This window comes from Maribacter sedimenticola (assembly GCF_900188415.1).
Classification (GTDB): Bacteria; Bacteroidota; Bacteroidia; order Flavobacteriales; family Flavobacteriaceae; genus Maribacter; species Maribacter sedimenticola.
Genome location: NZ_FZNV01000004.1, coordinates 164285 through 189172, shown reverse-complemented (window position 1 = coordinate 189172; position 24888 = coordinate 164285). Strand labels below are relative to the sequence as shown.

The 24888-nt window shown below is 37.8% G+C and carries 18 protein-coding genes; 4 read left to right on the top strand and 14 right to left on the bottom strand.

Annotated features, from left to right (window positions below):
- Position 1: 1 nt before the first annotated feature.
- The 5 genes from CHB68_RS13330 to CHB68_RS13310 all read right to left on the bottom strand — a co-directional run bounded on the left by CHB68_RS13330 (position 2) and on the right by CHB68_RS13310 (position 4766).
- A complete protein-coding gene (locus CHB68_RS13330) occupies positions 2-634 on the bottom strand; it encodes an arsenate-mycothiol transferase ArsC (RefSeq protein WP_089261444.1) in 633 nt (210 codons plus the stop codon).
- Positions 635-847: 213 nt separating this feature from the next.
- A complete protein-coding gene (locus tag CHB68_RS13325; RefSeq protein WP_089261442.1) occupies positions 848-1180 on the bottom strand; it encodes an ArsR/SmtB family transcription factor in 333 nt (110 codons plus the stop codon).
- Positions 1181-1309: 129 nt separating this feature from the next.
- Positions 1310-1795 carry an aminotransferase gene (locus CHB68_RS13320; protein WP_089261440.1) on the bottom strand — a complete coding sequence of 162 codons (486 nt, stop codon included), beginning with the start codon at positions 1793-1795 and terminating at the stop codon, positions 1310-1312.
- A 191-nt stretch (positions 1796-1986) separates the two neighbouring features.
- On the bottom strand, positions 1987-2613 hold the full coding sequence (locus CHB68_RS13315) for an HmuY family protein (protein ID WP_089261627.1): 627 nt from the start codon (positions 2611-2613) through the stop codon (positions 1987-1989).
- A 35-nt stretch (positions 2614-2648) separates the two neighbouring features.
- Complete coding sequence (locus tag CHB68_RS13310; RefSeq protein ID WP_245838941.1) at positions 2649-4766, bottom strand: TonB-dependent receptor plug domain-containing protein; 2118 nt, start codon at positions 4764-4766, stop codon at positions 2649-2651.
- A 114-nt stretch (positions 4767-4880) separates the two neighbouring features.
- Between CHB68_RS13310 and CHB68_RS13305 the strand changes: the two genes are divergently transcribed.
- From CHB68_RS13305 to CHB68_RS13290, 4 genes are all read left to right on the top strand, one after another.
- The gene (locus CHB68_RS13305; protein WP_089261623.1) at positions 4881-5786 is read left to right on the top strand and encodes a DUF6607 family protein; all 906 of its coding nucleotides are present in this window, start codon (positions 4881-4883) and stop codon (positions 5784-5786) included.
- Between the two features lie 10 nt (positions 5787-5796).
- On the top strand, positions 5797-7293 hold the full coding sequence (locus CHB68_RS13300) for an ankyrin repeat domain-containing protein (RefSeq protein WP_089261438.1): 1497 nt from the start codon (positions 5797-5799) through the stop codon (positions 7291-7293).
- A gap of 86 nt (positions 7294-7379) precedes the next feature.
- The gene (locus CHB68_RS13295; RefSeq protein WP_089261436.1) at positions 7380-7865 is read left to right on the top strand and encodes a DUF2271 domain-containing protein; all 486 of its coding nucleotides are present in this window, start codon (positions 7380-7382) and stop codon (positions 7863-7865) included.
- A gap of 143 nt (positions 7866-8008) precedes the next feature.
- Positions 8009-10204 (top strand): PepSY domain-containing protein, encoded by a 2196-nt coding sequence (locus CHB68_RS13290; protein ID WP_089261434.1) that lies wholly within the window; start codon positions 8009-8011, stop codon positions 10202-10204.
- Between the two features lie 95 nt (positions 10205-10299).
- Here the strand turns inward: CHB68_RS13290 and CHB68_RS13285 are convergent, their stop codons facing one another.
- The 9 genes from CHB68_RS13285 to CHB68_RS13245 form a co-directional block, all read right to left on the bottom strand.
- A complete protein-coding gene (locus CHB68_RS13285) occupies positions 10300-12267 on the bottom strand; it encodes a heavy metal translocating P-type ATPase (protein ID WP_089261432.1) in 1968 nt (655 codons plus the stop codon).
- A 44-nt stretch (positions 12268-12311) separates the two neighbouring features.
- Complete coding sequence (locus CHB68_RS13280; protein WP_089261430.1) at positions 12312-12728, bottom strand: Fur family transcriptional regulator; 417 nt, start codon at positions 12726-12728, stop codon at positions 12312-12314.
- A gap of 136 nt (positions 12729-12864) precedes the next feature.
- Positions 12865-13836 carry a succinylglutamate desuccinylase/aspartoacylase family protein gene (locus CHB68_RS13275; RefSeq protein ID WP_089261428.1) on the bottom strand — a complete coding sequence of 324 codons (972 nt, stop codon included), beginning with the start codon at positions 13834-13836 and terminating at the stop codon, positions 12865-12867.
- Entirely contained in the window at positions 13826-14701 is an 876-nt protein-coding gene (gene rimK, locus CHB68_RS13270) for a 30S ribosomal protein S6--L-glutamate ligase (protein ID WP_089261621.1), read from the bottom strand. The genes CHB68_RS13275 and rimK overlap by 11 nt, the downstream gene beginning before the upstream one ends.
- A 171-nt stretch (positions 14702-14872) precedes the next feature.
- A complete protein-coding gene (locus CHB68_RS13265) occupies positions 14873-16807 on the bottom strand; it encodes a sialate O-acetylesterase (protein ID WP_218822507.1) in 1935 nt (644 codons plus the stop codon).
- 12 nt (positions 16808-16819) lie between these two features.
- A complete protein-coding gene (locus tag CHB68_RS13260) occupies positions 16820-17860 on the bottom strand; it encodes a glycoside hydrolase family 43 protein (RefSeq protein WP_089261423.1) in 1041 nt (346 codons plus the stop codon).
- 3 nt (positions 17861-17863) lie between these two features.
- Positions 17864-19315: an MFS transporter gene (locus tag CHB68_RS13255; protein ID WP_089261421.1), complete on the bottom strand. Its 1452-nt coding sequence runs from the start codon at positions 19313-19315 to the stop codon at positions 17864-17866.
- Positions 19316-19339: 24 nt separating this feature from the next.
- On the bottom strand, positions 19340-20491 hold the full coding sequence (locus CHB68_RS13250) for an endo-1,4-beta-xylanase (RefSeq protein ID WP_089261419.1): 1152 nt from the start codon (positions 20489-20491) through the stop codon (positions 19340-19342).
- A 208-nt stretch (positions 20492-20699) separates the two neighbouring features.
- Positions 20700-24869: a two-component regulator propeller domain-containing protein gene (locus tag CHB68_RS13245; RefSeq protein ID WP_089261417.1), complete on the bottom strand. Its 4170-nt coding sequence runs from the start codon at positions 24867-24869 to the stop codon at positions 20700-20702.
- Positions 24870-24888 lie beyond the last annotated feature (19 nt).

The window sequence follows — 24888 nt, the reverse complement described above, 5'->3', positions numbered from 1 at the left end:
CTTATAAATTTATTTGTGAGAATACATACAAAAGTTCTGTAGCAATCTGTATGCTCCTTTCATGATATTTTTCTGCTTGTTGAGGGGTGTTGTCAAAAGCTTTGGGGTCATTGAACGTAACAGGAATACGCTTTTCTGCACCCGCAATGAACGGGCAGCCACCATCTGCTTGGGAACAGGTCATAATAGCGGCAAATTCCGATTTTGGATTGAATTCTGCATCCAATTTTTTGGAAAAACCTATGATAGGATGTTCGTTATCCGCATATTTTATACTGTAGACAGGATTTTCGTTTTCCGTAATTTGTTCAATCTTAAAACCAGCATTTCTTAATGTTTCTGCTGCCATTGGGAAAAGTGCGGTAGCCTCCGTACCGCCAGAATAACAGTGCACATTCTTTATTTGAAAGTAATAGGCCATCGTCTGGGCCCATACTTGTGAAAGATGGCTCCTGCGAGAATTGTGCGTACAAATAAAATTGATCCTTATGGGTTGTTGATCATTAACCTTGTTTTGGATAAAATCAATTAACGGTTGTAAAATGATTTTCCGTTCATCAGTAATACTTTCAGGATTTAAAGTCTTGATAATCTTTTCTATATCAGTAAATAAATTAGTTTTTGTCGTTGTCATGTTTAATGGTTTTACAGTATGGTGAATAGTAATTATTGCTTTTAGCCGATCATGATCGATTTTCTATGCTTGTAGCGTAAAATTTAGTTTCTTAAGCATTTTATGCGTGAGTATGGATTTAATGAATTTGCATCGTTATAATAATATGTTTAATATATTAGTTCAACTTTATATTTGTTCATTGCAATTTTACGATGAATCTGCATAAATTTTTTAGCAACAATCCATATCTTGGGACACGTCTTGGTCTAAAAATTCCATCATAATAGTTTTCATGGCCGTCCAATTTTTCTTGTCTATGCAATAACAAACACTTGTACCTTCTACGTTGCCCTTTATTAAACCTAAACTCTTTAATTCCTTTAGATGTTGTGAAATTGTGGGCTGGGCCAAACCTATTTCGTTGACTAGATCACCACAGACACAGGCATTCATTTTAAAAAGATGCTGTAATATGGCCACCCGTGCCGGATGTCCAAATACCTTTGCAAAAAGGGAAATCTTATTCTGACCCTCTGTAAACATTTCCGTTTTGGCTAAGCCCATATCTTTAATTGATTGTTACATTGCAATATTACGATTAATAATTTAATTATATACGTGTTGCTTAATTATTTTTAGGTACTAACAAATTCTAATTTCTAGATTATTTCGATGAAGAACATGTGGGATTGATTATACTGCACTGATCAATGCTAAATATAAATTTGCAGCGTACCCACAGTACACAACCATTTCTTCAAGATTTATACTTGAAACATAATTGCCGGTTTCGATATTATAGTCATAATTTAATTTGGACCAACTATTAACAGACTTCATGGTCAATTGATCTTTGTTGAATTCATCAAATAATTCAAACCTTAATTTAAAGACTGCCTTATTTTTTAAAACATAATTAATTTCCTTACCGGGGATATGCTCCATTCTAATGACCATATATCCTTTAAGGTTAAAGGTAATGTCCCCAATAACATGCCCGTTTTTACTGATGTCAACTTTACTGGTCCATATGTTTTTCGGCTTTATTTCTATGTGGTTCCCGTTTATAATTGTGCGCGCTTTTCCGGAAAACCAATTCGTATACTCCAATTCACAGATTTCTTGATTTTGGCTTACTAACTTAAAATTTCCTTTTCCCGAGCTTGATATTATTTTCATATTTATATAGGTGCTATAGTATTTTTGAACATCAATAGTTGTTCTTGGTAGGTAGTTTAAATATTGGGTAATCCCATTTCAAAATACAATTTTTTGTTCTGTTGTCCCCTTTTGTTTATGTATTTAAAAATTTAAACAGCAAAGCTCATCCATTACAGATGAGCTTTGCAACAAACAACTCAAAAAGCAAATTATTCCAATGAAGTATCTCCTTCATTAGGGTTGTACACATAGTTAAATGTATAATAAGGGGTTGCGTCTACAAATGCATCAGGTGCAGCTGGCGCGTTTTCGTAATAACTGATAATCTCCACTTTGGCAAAATTGCCTTCCGTAGTTCTAAAAACAAATATTTTACCTGGAATAGGGGTGATTAAATGAGATGGTGGACCAGCATAATTGTACCAACCATTATCGCTTCCGGTTGGTATTGCAAATGCCGTATCGGTATCTTGCACAAAGGTTAGTCCATCTGCAGTACTTACACTTGCCATAGTGCCAGTAACCATTGCTACACCTACATTACTGTTGCGCACAGGTTCATCTGCGGTTCCTGTTTCCGTACCTCCGTTAATAGCTATGGTGGTACCCCTAAAAGCAATATCCCAATCCGTTTCGCTCGTTGTTACGGCACCGGTTTCAAAATCGAATTTGGTAAATTCGCCCCCAACTGGCTCTCCTTGTCCACCTGTTTGTGGTGCATAAAGGTTGCTTACGGATTCAGTTTGTACTGGGTCTAACGGTGTGCTGTCATCGTCATCGCTGCAAGAGGCAAAAGCCATTGCTAAAAATGTTAGTGCTAAAATGTTCTTCGTCATAATCATGTAATTAATTCCTGTTTGTTTTCAGGGGGTTAAAATTGATAGTTTAGTTTAATGTATGCTTGAATGCCCGGCATACTCGGGATATTGCTATCTGTGTAATCCAATAGGTTATTTGCGCCTACTTGGAGATTCAATTTTTTGTAAAAAGTCTTAGCTGCCGCTGCATTTAAGGTTAAAAATCCGTTGATGAAACTATTGTCGTAAGTGTCTATCAATCCATTGCCATTGGCATCATATTGAGCATATTTACTACGGTATAAGACCCTTAGGTTGAAATCAGTATTTGCAGGCGCTATTGTATAGAAAACTTTAAAATTAGCATTATGCCTTGAACGGTTAATAAGTCCGTAATAATCTGCTTTTTCCAGTACCATTGTTTGACCGTTGACTGTGTGCCGTACAAAAACATCCCTATTTGCCACACGATCTTGCTGCTGTTTGTCAAAAGCGAATAATAGTTGATAACCTGCACTTAACTTAAGTGAGCTAGTTGGGGAGTATTTAGAATTGAGCTCTAGTCCAGTAGTATATATTTCATCAAAATTGTCGTAGCTAAAGACATTTTGACCATTTGTTTTACGTGCAACTATACGGGTGTCAATTAAATTTTTAAAATCATTTCTAAAAAAATTTACAGTCGTTGTTAGCCTGGGTAGAGTATGGGTAAACCCTATGTTATAACCAATAGAACTTTCTGCCTCTAAGGGTCTTGAGAGTTCGTCTTCCGTAACTAAAATGTCCAGTAATTGATCTTGTCCATTTAACTCCCGCAGTTTTTCTATGGCCACATTATAACCAAGTACGGTATACCCAACTGCGGAGTTGGTAAAATCAAAGTATAATTGTCTAAAATCTGGAGCCTTAAAGCCATAACCTATAGAGCCTTTAATAGAAAATGTGCTATTTGCCTTGTAGCGTATTGCAAGTTTTGGGCTAAATTGATTGTTGTACTCCGAATGTTTATCAAACCGGAGTCCCGCTATAACATTTAATTTTTCCAAAGGCTCCACATCATATTGCAAATACATATAATTAGATATAAACCTAACGGACTCATCAAAGTATGTGCGCTCCAACGCATCATATTGTAAACCTGTTCCAGCAGTAAGGGTTCCTGTGCCCAAGCCGGTATCCTTTGCATTGTTGGGATTTTTAAACTGGTAACTTCCCCTTATTTCCGGTCTAAATAGTTTTTGGTCAAAATAACTATTGCTGGCAACGATGGCGGTAATTGGGTCCTCTAAATATTCCTGTGCGGTATAGTTGGTGTAATATATTTCATAGGAGGTGTGCAAACGTGCATTTGGTTTATGGTCAAGTCTTACATGGGTGTTCCATTCCTGTTCTTCGGTATCACCTTGGAATGCTATACTATCTTGTATAAAACCTCCATTTTGAACCTGTTTGTAGAAACGGGCAGATGTAAACAGGGTTAATTTGTCATTAAAATCATAGTATAGGCGCCCATTAGATGTATAGTTTTTAAATGGGTTTACGGTTTGTCCGGCAATATCCTTATTTAAATCGTAGCCGTTACTTGAAAATCTATTTGCAAAAAAACCGTACCTAAACTTTTTAAATCCTTGTTTGATATCCACATTAATGTCCTGTTGACTGTACGTGCCAATTCTATAGGACAGATTACCATCAAAAATTTCTCCTTTAGGCTTTTCGGTAATAATATTGATGACGCCGCCCAACGCCTCAGAACCATACAGACTACTAGAAGGACCCTTGACAACTTCTATTTGTTTGATATTACCTACAGTTAACCTGCTTAGGTCAAAATTACCTGCATTTCTACCTACAAGTGGTACGCCGTCTATTAATATCAATATATAGTCCGAAGCTATGCCTTGAATCTGAATACCTTGAAAACCGCTTTCATCGGTTACGGTAATAATTCCTGTTTGCTCGTTCAGTATTTCGTTCAAACGGACAGTACCCGTTCTGCGGATAGATTCTTTATCGATTAAGGTTACAGGAAGGGGCAGTGACGATAATTGCCTTTCTGTACGGGTAGCGGTTACAATAACTTCGGTAAGGTGTAGTGCTTCCACAGAATCTTTTTCGGCAACATTAGCCGTTTGGGCCATTACCTGATATATGGAAGCGGACGCTACTAGAAGATAAATATTTAAACGCATCAATATTATTTAGAATAATTCTTAATAGTGAGCAAATATATAAACAATTCTTATTTAGAATAAATAAAAATAGTTATTTTTGTCCATGAACTTTATATGAGAAAAATTCAACCAATGAAAACACCTTTATATTTCCTTATCGTCCTGTTCGTATCGGGACCAATAATAGCGCAAAAGCAGAAAAAGAAACAGGACATTAATGCAATCAAGAGTATGTGCGGCTGCTATGAGGTAACTTTTAATTTTGCGGAAACCTTTCATTATAGTAATGATTCCCTTTATAAACCATCAAAAACAAAAGTTGATAAAGGTTTGGAATGGGCACAATTAATTGTTGATGAGGATGATAAGATTTCAATTCAGCATTTGCTTCAGGTCGGCGACCCATCGGCCCCACACATAGTTAAGCATTGGAGACAAGATTGGCTTTACCAGAATACGGACCTCTACACATATAATGCAAACAATACGTGGTCCTATACTAATTTGCCTGCCGATAAGGTAAAGGGTCAATGGACCCAAAAAGTATATCAAGTTGATGATAGTCCACGATATGAGGGTTCGTCATCTTGGGTACATGTTGACGGCAAAAGTTTTTGGGAGAATACTGCAGATGCGCCATTGCCAAGAAGGGAATATACCACTAGAAGTGATTATAATTTGACTGTTCGTGGTAATAGACAGGAAATTACGGAATACGGCTGGTTGCACGATCAGGACAATGCCAAGGTTATTCGTGAGCCAGGCAAGGAAGATATTGTTTTGGCTAAGGAAAAAGGGTATAACACCTATGTTAAGGTAGATGATGGGCAATGTGCCGCAGCGGCTAATTGGTGGAAGAAAAATGCAGATAAATGGGCTTTGGTACGTACAAAATGGGATCAAGTATACGGTAGGAACAAAGACTTGACCTTAGCGGAGAAAGTTGACCATAAAGTATTGTATAAATATCTTTTTGATGAAGGATATGAGGACCAAGCTAAAATTAACCAAGTAATAGAATCATTTGTAAAGAACTAAATATTTTAAAATGAAAGTAATTAAGAATCTATCCTTAGTCGCCTTATTTCTGGGTACCGTTGTTACGGCCCAACAAAAAAATGAATTGCATGACCGTGGGTTTTGGAAGAGCAACCCTTCCGTTGCAATCGTAAAACAAAAAATAGCGGAGGGTAACGATCCCGTAGCAAGTAATAATAATGCCTTTGATGCAACTACCTTTGCCTTAATGGGTAAGGCCAGTGTAGATGTCATAGCCTATCTGTTATCATTGGACGGTAATGCCGTGGATAAAAAAACACATGATAGTCGTATATATCTTCATTGGGCCGGTTATGCAGGTAATGAAGAGGTGGTCAACTATTTATTGGAGCAAGGTTCATCCGTAACGGCATTGGATAGTCATCAATTTACTCCATTGGCCTTTGCGGCAAATGCCGGATTGACCAACCCTGCAATTTATAATGCTTTTGAAGGTAAAGGAGTTGATCTTGCCAAAGAAAAGAATGATCACGGCGCCAACTTATTGTTAATGGCTGCACCTTCTATTAAAAATGAAGAAGAACTAAATTTCTTTTTGTCTAAAGGGCTAGCGCTTGAAAGTAAAGACGATGACGGTAACGGTATTTTTAACTATGCCGTTAAAAAGGGAAATATTGATTTTCTGAAATTATTGGTCTCAAAAGGTGTGGACTATAAAAGTTTGAATAAGGAAGGGGGCAATGCTTTCTTGTTCGCTACCCAGGGTGGAAGAGGCTATAGCAACCCGTTACCGGTGTATGAATATTTGAAAAGCTTAGGATTGGAACCCAATGTGGTGACCAAAACGGGAACTACGCCATTACATAGATTGGCAGCTGGTAATAAGGATGTAGATATCTTTAAATTTTTTCTAGCTGCTGGTGTCAATGTCAATCAAAAGGATGAAATGGGAAATACTCCGTTTTTAAATGCAGCTTCTCGTAACGATTTGGCTATTGTTGAACTTTTAGGTGAAAATGTCAAAAACTATAATTTGGCCAATAATGATGGTCAAACAGCATTAATGCTTGCAGTAGAAAATAATAATCCAAATGTAGTAGACTATTTACTGAAAAATGGTGCAGATGCATCGGTCAAAGATGCTGAGGGCAATTCATTGGCTTATTATTTGGCAGCTTCCCATAACTCCAGAAAACCTCAAAATTTTGATGCTAAACTACAATCGTTAAAAGAGCAGGGTGTTGCTTTCAATACCGTACAGGCGGGAAATAATACCTTACTTCATATTGCAGCTAAAAACAATGACCTGGAATTGTTGAAAAAACTGGATAGTTTTAACATTGCTATTAATGCTAAAAATAACGAGGGATTGACCGCTTTGCATTTGGCGGCGATGAAGGCGGAAAATGATCGTATGCTCAAATATTTAGTGTCCAAGGGAGCGGATACCAAAATAACGACCGATTTTGAAGAAACGGTCTATGATTTGGCAAGTGAAAACGAAGTGTTGGCCAAAGGACAGACTTCATTAAATTTCTTAAAGTAATTTTGCCTTTAAGGGTAATCGTAAATAGTATATAGAATTGATGATGGATCACACATCAATTAGTTAAATATAGAATAGAGTAATAAATGAAAAAATTAATCAAATTTATACCGGCAATACTATTGGTAGGGTCATTGTTAACGGCATTTACCACAGTAGACAAACAACCTGTTAAATGCTTAATTCAATTGACCAATTACAGTGGTGAAGGAGCGTATATAGTTGTTTCCATTGTTAATGATAAAGCCAATTATGAGGAGACTTTATATGTAATAGGTAAAGATAGTGAATGGTACAGCGAGATTACGGAATGGTGGAAATTCTACGGTAAGAGTAGGCCAAATATCGATGCTATTTCAGGGGAGACCATTAGTGGTGGTGAACGTACCTTGTCCGTACTACAGATTCCAAAGGATAAAATAGATAACGGGTATAGTATACGATTTGAAACTTCTGTGGAGGATAAAGGCTATTTTGCGGACGATATCCAATTTGAGCTGACTTCAGAAAACCTTAAGGCGAAAGTAGAAGGCAAAGGATTTATCCGCTATGTAAGAATGTTACCTCAATAGTGTTAGTGTTTATGTTGAATTAAATGTTCTGGGATGTCCGTAGACCGATATTCCAGAACATTTAGATTATACTACTTACTTACATTTAATCCATAATATAAGCCCTTCTTGAAGGTTTCCGTTTACGTTATTTTTATATTTCTATGACCATTTCCATTTGGCGCTATAGTCACCTAGTTCTTGCCCTTGTATCTTCTTTGTTCTTGCTGGTTGCTGCGGTTACCGGTGTTATTCTGGCTGTGGAGCCTATAACATATCAGACCAAGGGGTATGCCGTTCATGATTTGGAAGATGTGCCATTAGGAGTCGCCATAAATGCATTGAAACAAAACTATGATGAGGTGCTTGGCCTGGAGGTGGAATCTTCCGGTTTTGTTAAGGCACAGGTATTGACAATGGATTTGGAGACATTGGATATTTATATTGATCCAAAAACAGGAGGAAAGTTAGGGGAAGTAGAGGAGCGGCCCTATATCTATACATTTGCTACCAATTTGCACCGTTCCTTGTTTCTAAAAAGCGTTGGCCGATTTTTTGTAGGATTGATATCCTTATTATTGTTTATTATAGTGGTCACCGGCTTGGTTTTACTTGCCAAACGCCAAGGTGGGTTCAAAAAAATATTTAACAAGGTTCAAAAAGATTATTTTGAACTTCGTTATCACGTAATCTTAAGTAGGTGGTTTCTAATACCCATTATTATTTTATCCATAACCGGGGTCTATCTATCCGCAGAAAAGTTTGATCTGCTTCCAGATAGTATAGAAGTACCCCAAGAAATGGATGTTGACCATAGTGCTGAGGTCTTTGCTGATATACAGGACGTGCCATTTTTTAAGGAAACCACTTTGGACGATGTACGGCAAGTAGAATTTCCTTTTTCTGACGATCCTGAGGATTACTATAGAATAGCGTTGTCCGATAGGGAGATACAAGTAAATCAGCAGACGGGAGCTATTGTGACCAGTATCAATTATCCTTTTACCGTACTGGCTTCCAGATTGAGTCTGGTCTTGCATACCGGTGAGGGCAATGTACTGTGGTCCATTATTTTATTATTGGCAAGTGCTTCTATTCTGTTTTTTATGTATTCTGGTTTCGTAATGACTTTAAAACGAAGGAAAAAAGGAAAGGTCAGCATAAAAATGCCTAATAAAGATGAATGTGAATATATTATTCTGGTGGGTTCCGAAACCGGAACAACCTTTGATTTTGCCCAACGTTTCTATGATGGATTAAGTAAAACCGGAAAGAAAGTGTATCTGGCCGAATTAAATAAATATACCACTTACGCGCGTGCAACACATATGATTATCTGTACAGCTACTTATGGTGAGGGTGAGCCACCTACCAATGCCAGAAAGTTTTCGACCTTGTTTTCTAACATCAAGCAACCTAATACAATCTCATATGCGGTAATTGGTTTTGGATCCTTGGAATACCCGGATTATTGCAAGTTTGCAATCCAGATTGATGCATTGTTACAGGCAGATTCAAATTTTACTCCGGTTATGCCTTTGTGTAAGGTAGACAGTGCAAATCATGAAACCCTTGCCAATTGGGTAGATCAATGGGGTAATCGTCAAGGTTTAAAAATTTCTTTGGAACATACTTACATTAAGGAGGTAGAACGTGTAAAAATCCCGTTCGAGCTAACTGAACGTACGGGCCTTAATGTGGATGACACCTTTTTGCTGAAATTTAGGCCAAAACAAAAAATAACCTTCACTTCTGGTGATCTGTTGGCTGTATTTCCAGATGAATCGGGTCTGGTACGTCAATATTCCATTGCCAAAATCAATGATGAAGTATTACTTAGTGTTAAAAAACATGAAATGGGTCGTGGATCCAATTATTTATATGCACTGGAAGTAGGGGACGTTATAGAAGCTGCAATAGATGTTAATGCGCATTTTCATTTTCCTGAAAAATCGGCCATGGCCATATTAATTGCCAATGGTACGGGCATAGCTCCTTTTTTAGGTATGCTACAACATACTAGACAGAAGCAAATTGCATTGTTCTGGGGAGGGCGAACGCGGAATTCTAGTTTAATCTACGAGAATTTCTTAAATGGGATTATTACAACGAACGAAAAAATTTCTTTCATGCCATGTTTCTCCCGGGAAGATGAAAAACGGTACGTTCAAGATTTGGTCCGTGAACAACAAAATGTTGTGTTGCATACTTTAACTAATGATGGCACGGTCATGATTTGCGGTTCTTTAGCCATGCAGCATGAGGTACTCGATGTGTTGGAAACTATATTGATTGAAAATACTACCCTTACTATTGAGGAACTGCAAAATAAAGGGCTTATAAAGACAGACTGTTATTAATTTTAAGTTTTCCAAATACAATACCTGTACCAATTGTTTCATTTATCAAAAATACTTTTGATAAATATGTATTAACGAATTTCTCGTAAATCTAATTAATCCAAATTCATCCTTTGAAGTCTTACGGCATTTAAAATTGCAAGTAAAGCAACGCCTACATCGGCAAAAACAGCTTCCCACATTGTTGCTAGACCACCGGCACCTAATGCCAATACAAGTACTTTTACACCAAATGCCAACACAATATTCTGCCAAACGATCGCTCGGGTAGAGTTTCCTATTTTAATGGCCCTTGCAATTTTTGAAGGTTGGTCTGTTTGTATGATAATATCCGCTGTTTCTATTGCAACATCACTACCTAGCCCACCCATGGCAATACCTACATCACTGATGGCCAGTACCGGAGCATCATTTATCCCATCTCCTACAAAAGCAACATTAACATGCGGGTCTTTTTGCAATTTCTCGACTTCGCGAAGCTTATCTTCCGGTAAGAGACCGCCCAATGCCCAATCCAGACCCAATTCAACGGCTATTTTTTGGGTGATCTGGTCTTTGTCCCCAGAAAGCATAATAATCTTTTTAACTCCGGCATCACGTATTTGTTTTATTGCTTGGTGGGCATCATCCTTAAGTTCGTCGGCAATGGTAATATAGCCGGCAAATTTTCCGTCAATCGCAACCATAATGATGGTTTCCACAATTTGATCGGTAGTTGTTGGTACTTTAATATCATGGGCCGTCATCAAAGCTTTGTTCCCTGCCAAAACTATTTTGCCATTTACATTGCCCCTAAGTCCTTTGCCCGGAATTTCTACGACACCAGTTGCGGTATATTTATTGGCTTCTGTATTGTACGCTATAATTGCCTTTGCTATGGGGTGGGTAGATTTACTTTCTATAGCGATCAAGTAGTTCATGAAATCGGCCTCTGTAATGATCTGATCTGTAACAAGATCACGAACTTTAAATACCCCTTTGGTTACCGTACCTGTTTTATCCATGACTACAGTATTCACTTTGGTCATGCTATCTAAAAAGGAGGCGCCTTTAAAAAGAATTCCGTTACGGGAAGCTGCTCCCAAACCGCCAAAATATCCAAGGGGAATTGAAATGACCAACGCACAAGGGCATGAAATCACTAGAAAAATCAATGCCCTATATAACCATGTGCTGAATACATAGTCTTGAACAAAAAAATAGGGTATAAAGGTTAGGCCTATTGCCAGAAAAACTACAATAGGTGTGTAAATGCGCGCAAATTTACGTATGAACAGTTCTGTTTTGGATTTGCGGGCAGTTGCATTTTGAACCATTTCTATAATACGGGCTATGGAGCTATCCTTGAAGGCTTTAGTGGTTTCAACCTCTATGACCCCGTCTAAATTGATGCTTCCTGCAAATACGCTTTCCCCTTTCTTTACCGAATCTGGTTTGCTTTCTCCTGTCAACGCAGATTTGTTCATAGAGCCTTTTGCGGAAAGCAGTATACCATCCAACGGTATTTGTTCTCCTGCGCGAACTTGAATTACCTCCCCGATGGATACGGATTCCGGGGCTACGCCAATATATTCATTATTACGGAGTACCGTAGCTAATTTTGGTCTTACCTCCAATAGTGCCCTAATATCGCCTTTTGCCTTTTTGACCGCTGCGCCTTGAAAAAGTTCCCCTACGGCATAAAATAGCATTACAGCTACAGCTTCTGGGTATTCACCAATTGCAAAGGCGCCAATGGTTGCAATGCCCATCAAAAAGAATTCAGTGAAAAAATCCCCTTTTTGAATACTTTCCCAACCGGCTTTTAATACTGGTAGACCAACGGGTATATATGCTATGATATACCATAATGGACGGATCCACCCATTCCTAAATAAAATCTGGTTGTAATCCAAGATTATTCCCAGTACCAGCAAGGAAAAGCTAAATATAGCTGGTATATAGACTTTAAGTCTATTTGTATCATTGTCGTTTAGGTCATTTTTATGGTCATCATGACAATGCGCGCATGTACTGGGATTTATGGTATTCTTTTCTAACTCTTTGTTCTTTTGATGCTTCATAATTATCGCAAGTTCCATAAATTATGAATGCAACAGTAGTGCAATTAATGCGTGCTGCAATTTTCGCAGACTCCCTTTATTACCAAATTCACATCTTCTGCAATGTAACCTTTTGGTAAATTAATATGGGGTATTTTATGCTCGGTCAGGCAAATCGTTGTATCGCATTGGCTGCAGTGAAAATGTAAATGAAGATCTTGGTCAATTTCACAGTTGCAACCAGGTTCACAAAGTGCAAATTTAGAAACATGGGTGCCATCATCTATTTGATGTACTATACCATTTTCCTCAAATGTTTTAAGGGTACGGTATAGGGTAGTACGTTCAGCTTTTTCAAAGGCATTTTCTATATCTGTCAATGCAAGGGCAGATTTTTTTTCTGCCATATATTTATAGATAAGAATGCGCATTGCCGTTGGACGCACATTTTTAAGTGTTAGGGTTTGTTCTATTTCATTCATGATAGGAATAGGTTTTTTATGTACCCTAATACATGGGTAATCAGTCTTTTAGTGTATTTTAATTTTAGGGGATCTTTAAATCTAATTTATGAAAATGGATGATATGAAAATAGCCGGTATACGCGTTTTTTAGACGTTATTCCACATCATGGGCAATGTGCAATATGGCATCTCCTTGATTTACGATCGGAGATTGGTTGATGCATAGGATATAGCTATTTTCCGTTGCTTTTATCTTTCGTTCAAAATATCCAAAAGGCCCTGAAATACTTCCCAGTTCGGCACCTTTGGAAACTTTCTCTCCAACTTTTACGATTGGATGAAACATGCCGGAATGTTTTGCCCGTATCCATTTAGAGGCATTTACCAATTTTGGGGTTACCGGTTTTGTGGATAATTGCGAAATTTCATCATCAAAATTACGCATTCCTAAATGTTGCATTATGCGTAAAGCACCCACTATACCGGTGTTGGTGATTTCCTTATCAATATGGAGCGATTTTCCTCCTTCGTATAACAAAACTTTTTTCTTCAGTTTGTGTAAAGTTTCCCTGAACGATTTTTCCCTACCTGCGGATTTTACTATAAATTCTGCTCCAAATTCCTTTGCCAGGGCCAAACCGTCCTCATCATCCTTGTCTATCCGTATTTGTGGGGCATTGAAACGGCTATCACCACCAGTATGGAAATCTATACAACAATCTATTATAGGTGCTATGTCCTTCACCAAATGATAGGCGAACCTACTTGCCAGGGAGCCTCTTAAACTACCGGGAAAAACCCGGTTAAGATCTCTCCCGTCAGGAAATTGTCTTGTCTGGTTCAAAAATCCAAAAATATTCACTACCGGAATACAAATGACCATACCGTAGGTTGGCCGGTTATACTTTTTTGAAACGATTTGGCGAACAATTTCAACACCGTTTATCTCATTGCCATGAATTCCGCCCGTTATCAATAGTGTAGGGCCGTCCTTTTTTCCACGTTCTATAATTACGGGGACCTCTATCTTTGTCCTCGTATGTAATTTTGCGATATCCAAACTTAGTTGGGCTCCTTTTCCTTTTTCAATACGCTGTCCTAGGACCTTATGTTTTTTAATCGACATTTCTTTCTACGTACTTTATAATTTTACCTGCAATATTTTTTCCTGTGGCGGCCTCAATACCTTCTAGACCTGGTGATGAATTTACCTCCAAAATTAAGGGACCTCGGTCAGATTGTAACATATCTACACCGGCAACGCCCAATCCTAGGCATTTTGCAGCTTTTATAGCTGCATTTTCCTCTTCGTCCGTCAGTTCAATAATTTGGGCTGAACCTCCACGATGAAGGTTTGATCTAAATTCACCTTCCTTGCCCTGTCGTTTCATTGAGCCTACTACGACACCATCTATTACAAAAGCACGAATATCTGCCCCTTTTGCCTCTTTTATAAATTCTTGTACAATGACCCTTGCCTGAAGACCGTTGAAAGCCTCGAGAATAGATTCTGCGGAATTGCGGTTATCCGCTAGCACCACACCTAGACCTTGGGTCCCCTCCAATAATTTTATGACTACTGGGGCACCACCGGCCTTGTCAATGATGGCACCTACATTTTTTGAATAATTGCTAAATATGGTTTTAGGCAATCCTAGACCGGCTCTTGATAAAATTTGTAAACTTCTTAATTTATCCCTTGAACGAACCAATGCCTGGGATTCTACGGAACTGAAGACTTTCATCATTTCAAATTGGCGAACAACGGCCGTTCCATAAAAAGTTATGGAAGCTCCTATACGTGGTATGACCCCATCAAAACCCTCCAGTTCCTTTCCTTGGTATATAAGACCTGGTCTTTTTTTCTCTATGATCAAATCACATTTAGAATGGTCTATGATATGCATTTCATGGCCTTTGTTCATTCCTGCTTCGATTAAGCGTTTGGTGGAATATAGGTTGGGGTTTTGGGATAATACGGCAATCTTCATTAACATGTATGGTTTAGTACTATTTGCAATGTAATTTTTTAAAATGGAAATGGGTTAATAATGGTATCTAGCCTATCAAAATACTATAATAAATTGACCTTGCAATTATAATGAAAAATAAATCAGGTGGTTAAGTGTATAGTAAACTGTGCCTATAGAATTCTAAGAATTCTATTCCGTAGTAAATGGTGAAGCTGGTAAGCCTTCCTTGTTATAAAGATTTGCGTTATCTGGGTTATCTGACCATGCATAGCGCACGTATTTTGGAGCACTTATGTCATTATGCCATACAATGACCTTATTGTCTTCAATTTTGGCATTGGCCCATACAAATTTTTTATCCTCCCCGGCAATGGCAAATTGGGCCGGCGCACCGCCATCTACAGTAATTAATCCACTACCTGTATATGAAAAGGAAAGAAGGATCTTATTGTTTTCAATAGTATGGCCATTATATAGGGGTCCTGAAAAAACAACGTCTTCATTATAGGCCAATTTAAACGCGGCCAAGGCCATACGCTCCCCAACATCTTTTTTGTTTTCAGGATGTATATCGTTCCATTCCCCTAAATCTATATTAACGGTCATAGCTGTATTTGCTATTTGCAATGCGTTTGATTGCGCATGTCTGAACTCGGCCCATTTACTTTCTTCCGGTAGATAATTAACATCCATAAAATTGGGTAGTTGCGCATATATAAAGGGTAAATTGGGTAGTTCAAACTGGTTTCTCCAATCTATGATTAATCCTTGTAATAATTGGGCATATTTTTCCGGTTCACCGGAATTGCTTTCCCCTTGATACCATAATACGCCCGTGAGTGCAAGTTGGGTGTATGGAGCCACCATTGCATTGTACAATGCGGTAGGCTCGTTTTGGGCATTGAATATTGTGCCGTTTGGCGTGTTCTTTGGTGCAAATACTTCACCTACTTTATACTCCCAATATCCTTTAATACCTACAGTGTCTTTTTCTGAAGAAATGAAATATGGTTTATCTGGCACAAAGCCTCCTTTACCGTTGTAATTGGTAACCTTTACGACCAATGTATTTTTACCAGTTATCAAAAGATTACTGGGAATGGAGTATTGACGTTGTGGATATTGGTACGAAGTCTGTCCTATTTTGGTACCATTTAAATAAACTTGGTCTGCATCTACAATTCTTCCTAAAAATAGCTTAGCCTCCGCTTCTGCCATAGATTGTGGTACCTTAATTTCCTTCCTATACCACACCGTGCCATTTAAATCTTTGATGCCTTGGTCTTCCCAATAACCGGGTATGTTGATTTTACGCCAGTTTAATGGCTTGTAACTAGGGTCATACCAATGAATAGGACCTGATATGCCTAGGTCCATAGTGGTTTCTACAGTCTGATCTTTAGCGGCTTTGTCCCTTTTTATTAAACTATTTATATAAACCGAGTCCTTGTTTCTTTCAATTGTGTTTAGAATGTCAGGGTTGTTGTGAAAACCATTTTCGCTCGTCCAAGCCTCTATGCGGGTGCCCCCAACACTGGCATTTATCAATCCTATGGGAATGCCATACTTGTCATAAACCTGCTTGGCAAAAAAATAGGCGACCGCAGAAAAGTTGGGTATTTCCTTTGTAACGGCTACTTCCCATTTACCCCCGTCCATATTGTTTTTAGGTCCGTTCAATTCCGTATTTCTTGGTACCTTAAAATGTCTGATTTCGGGAAAGTTGGCCTCTCTTATCTCTTTGGCATAGGTAACATCATGCCTGAACAATTGATGTTCCATATTGGATTGTCCGGCAACCAACCATACATCACCAATTAAAATATTATGTACCGTAAGGTTGTTAGTAGCTGATATTTGAAGGTTATATGGGCCGCCAGCCTTCATTTTGGGGAAAACCACTTCCCATTCACCGCTGGCCGAAGCTTTTGTTTTACGAGTGTGATTTTTTAGGGTTAGTGTAATTTCTTCATGATTGGAAGCCCAACCCCATATTTTTATAGGAGCATTTCGTTGCAATACCATACTATCCCTGAATATTTGGGGCAATCTTACTTGGGCCATAGTGTCCGGTGAGAACAATAGGCCAAATAAGAGACTTAGTATGATTTTTGCAGATTTCACGATTATTTTGATCTATATGTTTTTGTATGGGGAAATGGTTTTTATATGCCCATCTTCCATATGTTCAATTTCTACCATTTTTACGGATCTTAAATGCGTTACGCCCTTAGATAAGCTACTGTCATGGTAAAATAAGTAATACTTGTCTTCTACCTGACATATTGAATGATGGGAGGTCCATCCAACAACAGGCTCTAAAATTCTGCCGCCATATGTAAATGGACCATAAGGATTATCCCCTATGGCGTAACAAATAAAATGCGTATCTCCAGTGGAATAGGAAAAGTAATATTTTCCTTTGTATTTATGCATCCATGCCGCTTCAAAAAAACGCCTGTTATTGTCTCCGGCCAATAATAAATTACCATCTTCATCTAAAATTTCTATTTCCTTTGGTTTTTCTGCAAATTCCAAAAGGTCATCGGTTAATTTAGCAACAAATGGGAGTAGAGCCGGTTCATTATCTTCCGGTAAATTTGCTGTTGGACTATCCGGATTTTGAGCATTATATTCGCCAGTGCGCCAACGTTGTAATTGACCTCCCCATAAGCCTCCAAAATACATATAATAATTTCCATCATTATCTTCTAGAACGGCCGGATCAATAGAAAAACTATTTTCAATTGCTTTAGGTTGGGGTGTAAAAGGCCCAATAGGACTATCGCTCACCGCTACGCCGATCTTGAATATACCATCATACCCTTTTGCCGGAAAAAACAGATAATATTTGTCATCTTTTTTAGCTGCATCTGGTGCCCACATTTGCTGTTCCGCCCATGGTACATCATTTACATGTAATGCTATGCCATTGTCTTTGGCCTCTGCATCTATTGAATCCATGGACAATACGTGATAATCTTCCATAGCAAAGTGGCTTCCCAAGTCATCAAAAGCTTCACCTGCGTCTATATCGTGAGATGGGTAAATATATATTTTCCCATCAAAATAGTGTGCAGATGGATCTGCGGTATAAATATGGGTGACCAAAGGTTTTGATATTGCTTTTTTATTTAATTCATCAAAGTCAATATGGTCAATACTTTCTTCTGGCATAGTTTACGCTTTTCTTCTGGTTATTAAATCTTGTTCAATCTGAACTTCCATCTTTTTATTTATTTCATATAGGAACAATAGGGCAATGGCCAGGAAAAATGCAATTGACGGATAAATGCTGACCAACATTTTAGTGCCTTGTATGGCTGTGTCGGGTTGGATTATGGTTTCTGAATTTCCAAATTTGTTGGGGATATAATCATAAAGACCAAGTATCCATGTAACTAATGAACTGCCAATGGTCAACCCCAATTTTAAACCGATCATCATTGCAGAAAATATAATGGCGGTAGCCCTGCGGTTGTTCTTCCATTCAGAATAATCTGCAACGTCGGCGATCATTGCCCATAATAGGGGTATGGTAATGCCATAGAAGAAACCATGTAATATTTGAGATAAAAACATTAATTCTACGGAGTTAGGGGCAAAGAAATAGAAAATGGCAATGAACAAGGTAGATATAAAAAGTGCAGCGCCAAAGACATCACGTTTCCCAAACCTATCTGCCAACCCTTTGGACAAGGAAATACCTACGATCATAAATATTATTCCACCGGCATTGAAAAGTCCAAATCCTGCCGATATGGGGTTGTCACCAAAAAAATCGACTCCAATATTGGTTAAACCATTGAGAAGCGGACCTATAAATGCCGCTAAGCTATTGGCATCGACATAATTTTCAAAATAATAAACGTAAGAGCCACCCTTTAAGGCCAAGGTAATAAACACTAATGTGGTCAATACCAACATTATGATCCATGGCCTATTTTTAATCAAATCACCCAAATCCTCTCGCAAACTTGATTTTTGCTCCGGGGTAGGTATTACGCGCTCCTTTGTTGTAAAGAATGTGATCAATAACATAATGGTACCAATGATCGCCAAATAGGTCATGACCTTTTCAATACCTACGGCCTTATCACCGTTACCTGCATATTCAATTATGGGCAGCATAAATACCTGAACAAAAAACTGGGCGAACATTACAGCTACAAAGCGATAGGACGATATACTGTTGCGTTCTTTCATACTACCGGTTATTACCCCGCTCAATGCGGCATAGGGTAAATTATTGGCGGCATATAATAAAAGTAGTAGGGTATAGGTTACGGCCGCATAGGCTACTTTGCCCGTATAATCAAAATCTGGTGTGCTGAAAGCTAAAAGTGCCACTAAACCTAACGGAATGGAGGTAAACAAAATCCACGGTCTAAACTTTCCCCATTTACTTCTGGTCCTGTCCGCCAATGCACCTACTATGGGATTAAAAGCAAATGCCGCAATCATACCTACCAAAAATATTATGTAAGAAGCATCTTGGGTTTCTAATCCGTAGATGTCCGTATAAAAATAGGCTAGATAGGTAACTAAGGTCTGGAAAACCAGATTGGCGGATAAATCCCCTAAAGAATATCCAATCTTTTCTTTTAGGGATACTTTATGTTCGTTGTTCATTTAGGATGAGTTTGGTTGTAAGTATTATAGCGTACTGTCTTTTGCCACCTGAATGACACTATGGTATGCTGCTTTTGGTTTAAACTGCCTGTCAAACAAAAGTGGATAATTGGTTCTGTTCTCAATAGGCCAATTGTTCAACCATGTCTGTCCATCGTTAACGCCCCAAAATGTAACTCGGCTAATTTTATCTTGATGCTTTTTAAACAATGCAAAAATATCCCGGTAGCGTTTTGCCAATTGGTTGGATACCGAATCCGGTAGTTGTTCCGTATACGGATTCATAAATTCACTTCCTTCAAAGTTTTGACTGACTTCAGCCCCTTCCAAGTCCCATGGGTTTGGTAATGCGGTTACATCCAATTCCGTAATCATGACCTTTACGCCCAATTCTGAATACGCAATAATACTTTCTTCAATTTCCTGCAATGACGGCCCCTCTAAGCTCCAATGTGCCTGCATACCAATACCATCTACCTTGGCTCCTTGTTCCTTGAGGTTCTTTACCAATGTAATGGCGCCTTCCCGTTTTTTGGGCTTGGTCATGTTATAATCATTGTAATAAAGCTCTGCATTAGGGTCTGCTTCCTGTGCCCATTTAAATGCATTGGTCAAATATTCCGGTCCTAATTTTTCCAGAAATAATGAGTTTCGTAAAGTACCATCCTCATTTAATGCTTCATTGACCACGTCCCAACCATGTATTTTGCCCTTATAACGAGATGCAATGGTCTGTACGTGGTTCTTTAGACTATTTGATAATTCCTCATTATCCTTAATCTCGTTGACCCACGGAGCCAATTGACTATGCCAAACTAGATTGTGGCCAATGAAAACCAAATTATTTTTTTTGCTAAAATCGATATAACGGTCTGCCATTTCAAAATTAAATTCACCTTGAGCCGGCTCCATATACATCCATTTCATTGAATTTTCTGGAGTAATGGTATTAAACTGTTCCTTGATCAATTGTACACCTAGACTATCCTTACCGCTAATTTGATTGTCATTTACTGCGCTACCTATCAAAAAGTAATTCTTGTACGCTTCTTTAAGGGTTGGTTCTACTTCAACTTTTTCTGGTTGATGATCTTGCTTGCAACTTAGCAATACTGTGCTTAAGCAAAAAAATAGAACGTATTTGCATAAATTAGAGGGACTATAAAGTTGTTTCATATGATGTTGATTGGTTAAGCTTGAGTTTTCGTTTATTTAAGTGTTTAAAAGTACGTTCTGCATTTCTAAGTCATTGTAACAATTGAAGCAATGCATAATAAACTTGTTGCATCGACAGAAAACATAACTAAAAAAAATTGATTTGCTAAAAATAGCTCCTGTAAATTTCAAAAACGTAAAATATTGATATGTTTTAAGTTAGCGGGTTTTATTCGTTTATTGTTTTCAATTCTGTTGGGAGCATACCAAATTCATTTTTAAAACATTTGCTGAAATAGGAGGGAGAGGAAAAACCTACCTTGAAACCAACTTCACTAATAGATTCACTGCCGTTTTCAATCATTTGCTTTGCTCGTTCCAATCGTATTTTTCTAATAAGTTCATTGGCCGTCATGCCCGTAATCGCCTTAATTTTTCTATATAACTGACTTCTGCTCAATGACATATCATCTGCCAAATGCTCTACATTTAAGTCCGTTTCCCCAATATTCTCGTTGACATAGTCCAACACCTTCTGCATAAAGGTTTTGTCTATTTTGGTGGTGTTCTGTAGCAAGGTAATCTTGTTCTTGTCGTTGATATTATGCTCAAGAAATTGTTGCCTGTTTTCAATTAATCGTTTTAAGTATGACCGTAATACTTTCATTTCAAAAGGCTTGGTCAAATACGCATCTGCCCCGGCATCTATACCTTTTACTTTTTCACTGCTCATTGCCTTGGCGGTGAGCATAAGTACGGGTATATGGCTGGTCTTTAAATCATCCTTTATTTTTTTACAAAATTCAAAACCGTCCATTTCCGGCATAATGATGTCGGTTATAATAATATCCGGTATACCTTTTAGGGCCAATTGTAATCCAATATGGCCATTGTCCGCCTCTACAACTATATAATCTGCACGTAATTTGTTCTTAAGGTAATTTCTTAACTCTATATTGTCCTCTACTATTAGTACCGTTTTTTTGTCTTTTTCAGTACCAAGTAAGACGGTATCATTAAAGGCTTCAAGATTAATATTAGGTTTATTCGAAGAAATTATATCCGTATCCAATGTTACGTTGGGCGTATATTCCGATGCTTTTAAATGGTTTTTGCCCAAGGGAAAGAACAACTTAAATTTAGTTCCTTGACCTTCTTCACTCTCCACATCAACAATTCCTTTATGTAACTGAACAAAGCTTTGAACCAGTTCTAGTCCAATACCGGTACCTGTTGCCCCATAATATTGTTGGTTTTTATCGGAAGCTTGATAAAAGCGTTCAAAAATGTGGCCAATGTCCTCTTTACTAATGCCTGTGCCAGTGTCCTCTATGCTGATCTCTAAGGCATTGATGGGTTCTACTTCATTGATCAGTGGAAATATAATTTTCTCTTTGCATTTATAGACACTAATGGTAATTACGCCATTTTCCGATGTGGCCTTAAACGCATTGCTGAGTAAGTTGAAGAGTATTTTTTCCAAAAGACCGGGATCTCCCCAGAAATCGGTATCGCGATCATCTGTCTCAATGGACATCAAGATATTTTTTTCAAAAGCCTCTTCCTCAAAATGTTCTGAAATTTCCTTGACAAATTTATGGGCATTGATGTTAGATGCGTTTAGCGTCAACCTATTTAAATTCAACTTTCTAAAATCCATTAATTCATCAATGAGATTTTTTAGCCGTTGCGCATTCCTGTAGATTATTCTATGTTTTTCCTTTAGTCCCTTATTCAGTTTATATTGACTATTTTCTACAATATCCATTATTGGATTTATTATCAATGTCAATGGCGTTCTAAATTCATGGGATATATTTGTAAAAAACTGAATCTTTTTTTCGTTCAACAATTCTTCTTGTTGGCGCTGTGCCCTTTCAAACTTTATCATGCGTCTTTCCTCAATTCTTTTATGAAGAAACCAATTGAGCAATAACGCAAAACCAACGGTCAAGATTAAATATCCTAAAATTGCCCATCTTGTGGCCCACCAAGGCGCTAGTACGGTAATGGGCAATGATAATGGACTTTCTGTCCAAACACCGTCATTATTTGAAGCTTTTACATGAAATACATAATCTCCTGGTGATAAATTGGTATAGGTGGCCGTTCTTGTATTGCCAACATAGTTCCAATTATCCTCAAAACCCTCCAAATAATAGGCATATTCATTATTATTTGCCCTTGTAAAGTTAATAGCGGCAAATTCTAGGGTAAATACAAATTGATTAGGTTTTAACGTCAACTGCTCAACCTCATTTATACTTTTGCTTATGGGTGAATTCTTAGCCGTTGGAGAGACAGATTTATTGAATAATTTTAAATCTGTAAAATAGACCTTGGGTATCGTCTCATTATGTAAAATATTGTCTGGATGAAAATAATCTATCCCTTCGTAATTGCCAAAATACAAAATACCGTTCCGGTCCTTGGTAACGGCGTTATAATTAAAATTATTGGCCAATAGTCCATCTTCCCTATTGTAATTGGAAAATTGATCGGAGCTAGTCTCCAACATTGCCAACCCCGTTTCACCACTAACCCAAATATTATGGTTGTTGTCTTCTATGATAGATGATATATTTTCCAGTAAAAGACCATCTTCCTTAGTATACCAAACCACTTCGTTGATTTGGGGGCTTATCTTGCATAGTCCCTTGCCGTAGGTACCTACCCATATATTTTTTGCTTCGTCCTCATATAGGGCCCTAACATTTATTGTGCCCGTTAAATTTTGATTTTCGGATAAAAAGGAATTCAATAATAGGGACTGTAGTTTACTGTCCTCATTAGATCCATTGGTACGAACTAGACCGTTTGGGCCACCGATCCAAATATTGTCATTATGATCAACCATTAAGGTGCGTATGTGGCCCTCAATACCCAAGGATGTGTTGAACGAGGTATTGGTATGGTTTTTTATCTCCTTGTTAATTGGGTCATAAGAATGTAATCCGCCAAAAAATGTAGCGATCCATACCGTACCCTCAGCGTCTTCCGCAAAACTTGTAATACTATTGGAGGTCAGTCCACCATTGGTGGTTTCTATATTGTAATTTATAAAGGTACGTTCTCCTTTGGGAAGGAAATAAATTCCGGAACTCCATGTGCCGGCCCATAGATTTTCCTTGGAATCCAGGTATAAGGTTTGTACATCTAATTTTTCAAATCCTTTGTAACCACTGCTCTTACTATCCGAAAGGTGATAAAATTTATTATTGACTTGGTCATATTTATCTATGCCGCCACCATCCATTGCAATGTATAAATGGTTATCACTGGTTTGTACAATGCCGGTTACAGAAGGTGATTGTAAGGAGTTTGAGCTATAAGGAAGACTTTGGATGTTCTCAAATTTGTCATACAACTTGTCATAAACCCCTATGCCTTTATTGTAATACCCAAGCCAAATACGTTCTTGGTTATCGACAAAAATAGACCAGATGGAATTTGAACGAATACTATTGTATTCAGATTTGTTGTAGGTATAATTTTGTATTGGATTGCCCAGCCCATCCAACAAAAATAAACCGTCATTTTCCGTGGCGCACAGAATGGTATTATCCTTTAATACTTTAATATCGAAAATACGTTTATCCGTAAAACCAAACTTTTCTATCGTGAAGTACCCTGTAGTTTCTTGTTTCACCTTTACCAATCCGTTTTTAAACGTTCCTATCAAAATATCGCCGTTCTGTTCTAGTAAAAGGGATTGTATGGAGTGTGTAATGCTCTGGTTGCCTTTTTTGGTCAAGAACATTTTTTGTTTAAGCTCATTTTGTTTTTTGTCATAGGTGTATAATCCTAAATTAGAACCTACCAACATATTACCATTTGGTAAGGGTACTAACGCGTTAATTACGGATTTTGACCCTTTGCCATTGGATTCTTCCTGTACTATATGTATGTCAAATGTACTAGGATCCACTTGGTAAAGGCCGTGGGTGGGCGTGCCAACGTATATGGTACCTGAAATATCCTCGCCAATGGAGTAAACTTGGGATTTCTTCAGTTTTCCTTTAAGATTTACAATCTGAATTCTTGAAAAATTGTCGAAGGTGGGATTGTATATACTCAGACCTTCATCCGTACCTACCCAAATTTGATTGTTGGAATCTAGAAATAGGGTATTGACAATAGAGCTCTGGATGGTGGTACTGTCATTGACCTGATGCTTATACGCTTTTAAATCCGTGCCGTTATATTTATAAAGACCTTCACCATAGGTGGCTATCCAAATTAGACCATTATGATCTTGTACAATTTTTGTAATTGCACTTTTTGGAATACCCTCGTCAATAGTGAAAAAGTTATAGGTATCCGTAATATTCTGACCTGTTGCCATAAACATACAAAAGCAACCTAACAGGCTAAATATATACCTAATTTGTATTTTCATATTACAACATCTTTACTCT

Coding starts and splice junctions, on each gene's coding strand:
- CHB68_RS13330 (WP_089261444.1), bottom strand. CDS start 634: ATGACAACGACAAAAACTAATTTATTTACTGATATAGAAAAGATTATC.
- CHB68_RS13325 (WP_089261442.1), bottom strand. CDS start 1,180: ATGGGCTTAGCCAAAACGGAAATGTTTACAGAGGGTCAGAATAAGATT.
- CHB68_RS13320 (WP_089261440.1), bottom strand. CDS start 1,795: ATGAAAATAATATCAAGCTCGGGAAAAGGAAATTTTAAGTTAGTAAGC.
- CHB68_RS13315 (WP_089261627.1), bottom strand. CDS start 2,613: ATGACGAAGAACATTTTAGCACTAACATTTTTAGCAATGGCTTTTGCC.
- CHB68_RS13310 (WP_245838941.1), bottom strand. CDS start 4,766: ATGCGTTTAAATATTTATCTTCTAGTAGCGTCCGCTTCCATATATCAG.
- CHB68_RS13305 (WP_089261623.1), top strand. CDS start 4,881: ATGAAAACACCTTTATATTTCCTTATCGTCCTGTTCGTATCGGGACCA.
- CHB68_RS13300 (WP_089261438.1), top strand. CDS start 5,797: ATGAAAGTAATTAAGAATCTATCCTTAGTCGCCTTATTTCTGGGTACC.
- CHB68_RS13295 (WP_089261436.1), top strand. CDS start 7,380: ATGAAAAAATTAATCAAATTTATACCGGCAATACTATTGGTAGGGTCA.
- CHB68_RS13290 (WP_089261434.1), top strand. CDS start 8,009: ATGACCATTTCCATTTGGCGCTATAGTCACCTAGTTCTTGCCCTTGTA.
- CHB68_RS13285 (WP_089261432.1), bottom strand. CDS start 12,267: ATGAAGCATCAAAAGAACAAAGAGTTAGAAAAGAATACCATAAATCCC.
- CHB68_RS13280 (WP_089261430.1), bottom strand. CDS start 12,728: ATGAATGAAATAGAACAAACCCTAACACTTAAAAATGTGCGTCCAACG.
- CHB68_RS13275 (WP_089261428.1), bottom strand. CDS start 13,836: ATGTCGATTAAAAAACATAAGGTCCTAGGACAGCGTATTGAAAAAGGA.
- rimK (WP_089261621.1), bottom strand. CDS start 14,701: ATGAAGATTGCCGTATTATCCCAAAACCCCAACCTATATTCCACCAAA.
- CHB68_RS13260 (WP_089261423.1), bottom strand. CDS start 17,860: ATGCCAGAAGAAAGTATTGACCATATTGACTTTGATGAATTAAATAAA.
- CHB68_RS13255 (WP_089261421.1), bottom strand. CDS start 19,315: ATGAACAACGAACATAAAGTATCCCTAAAAGAAAAGATTGGATATTCT.
- CHB68_RS13250 (WP_089261419.1), bottom strand. CDS start 20,491: ATGAAACAACTTTATAGTCCCTCTAATTTATGCAAATACGTTCTATTT.
- CHB68_RS13245 (WP_089261417.1), bottom strand. CDS start 24,869: ATGAAAATACAAATTAGGTATATATTTAGCCTGTTAGGTTGCTTTTGT.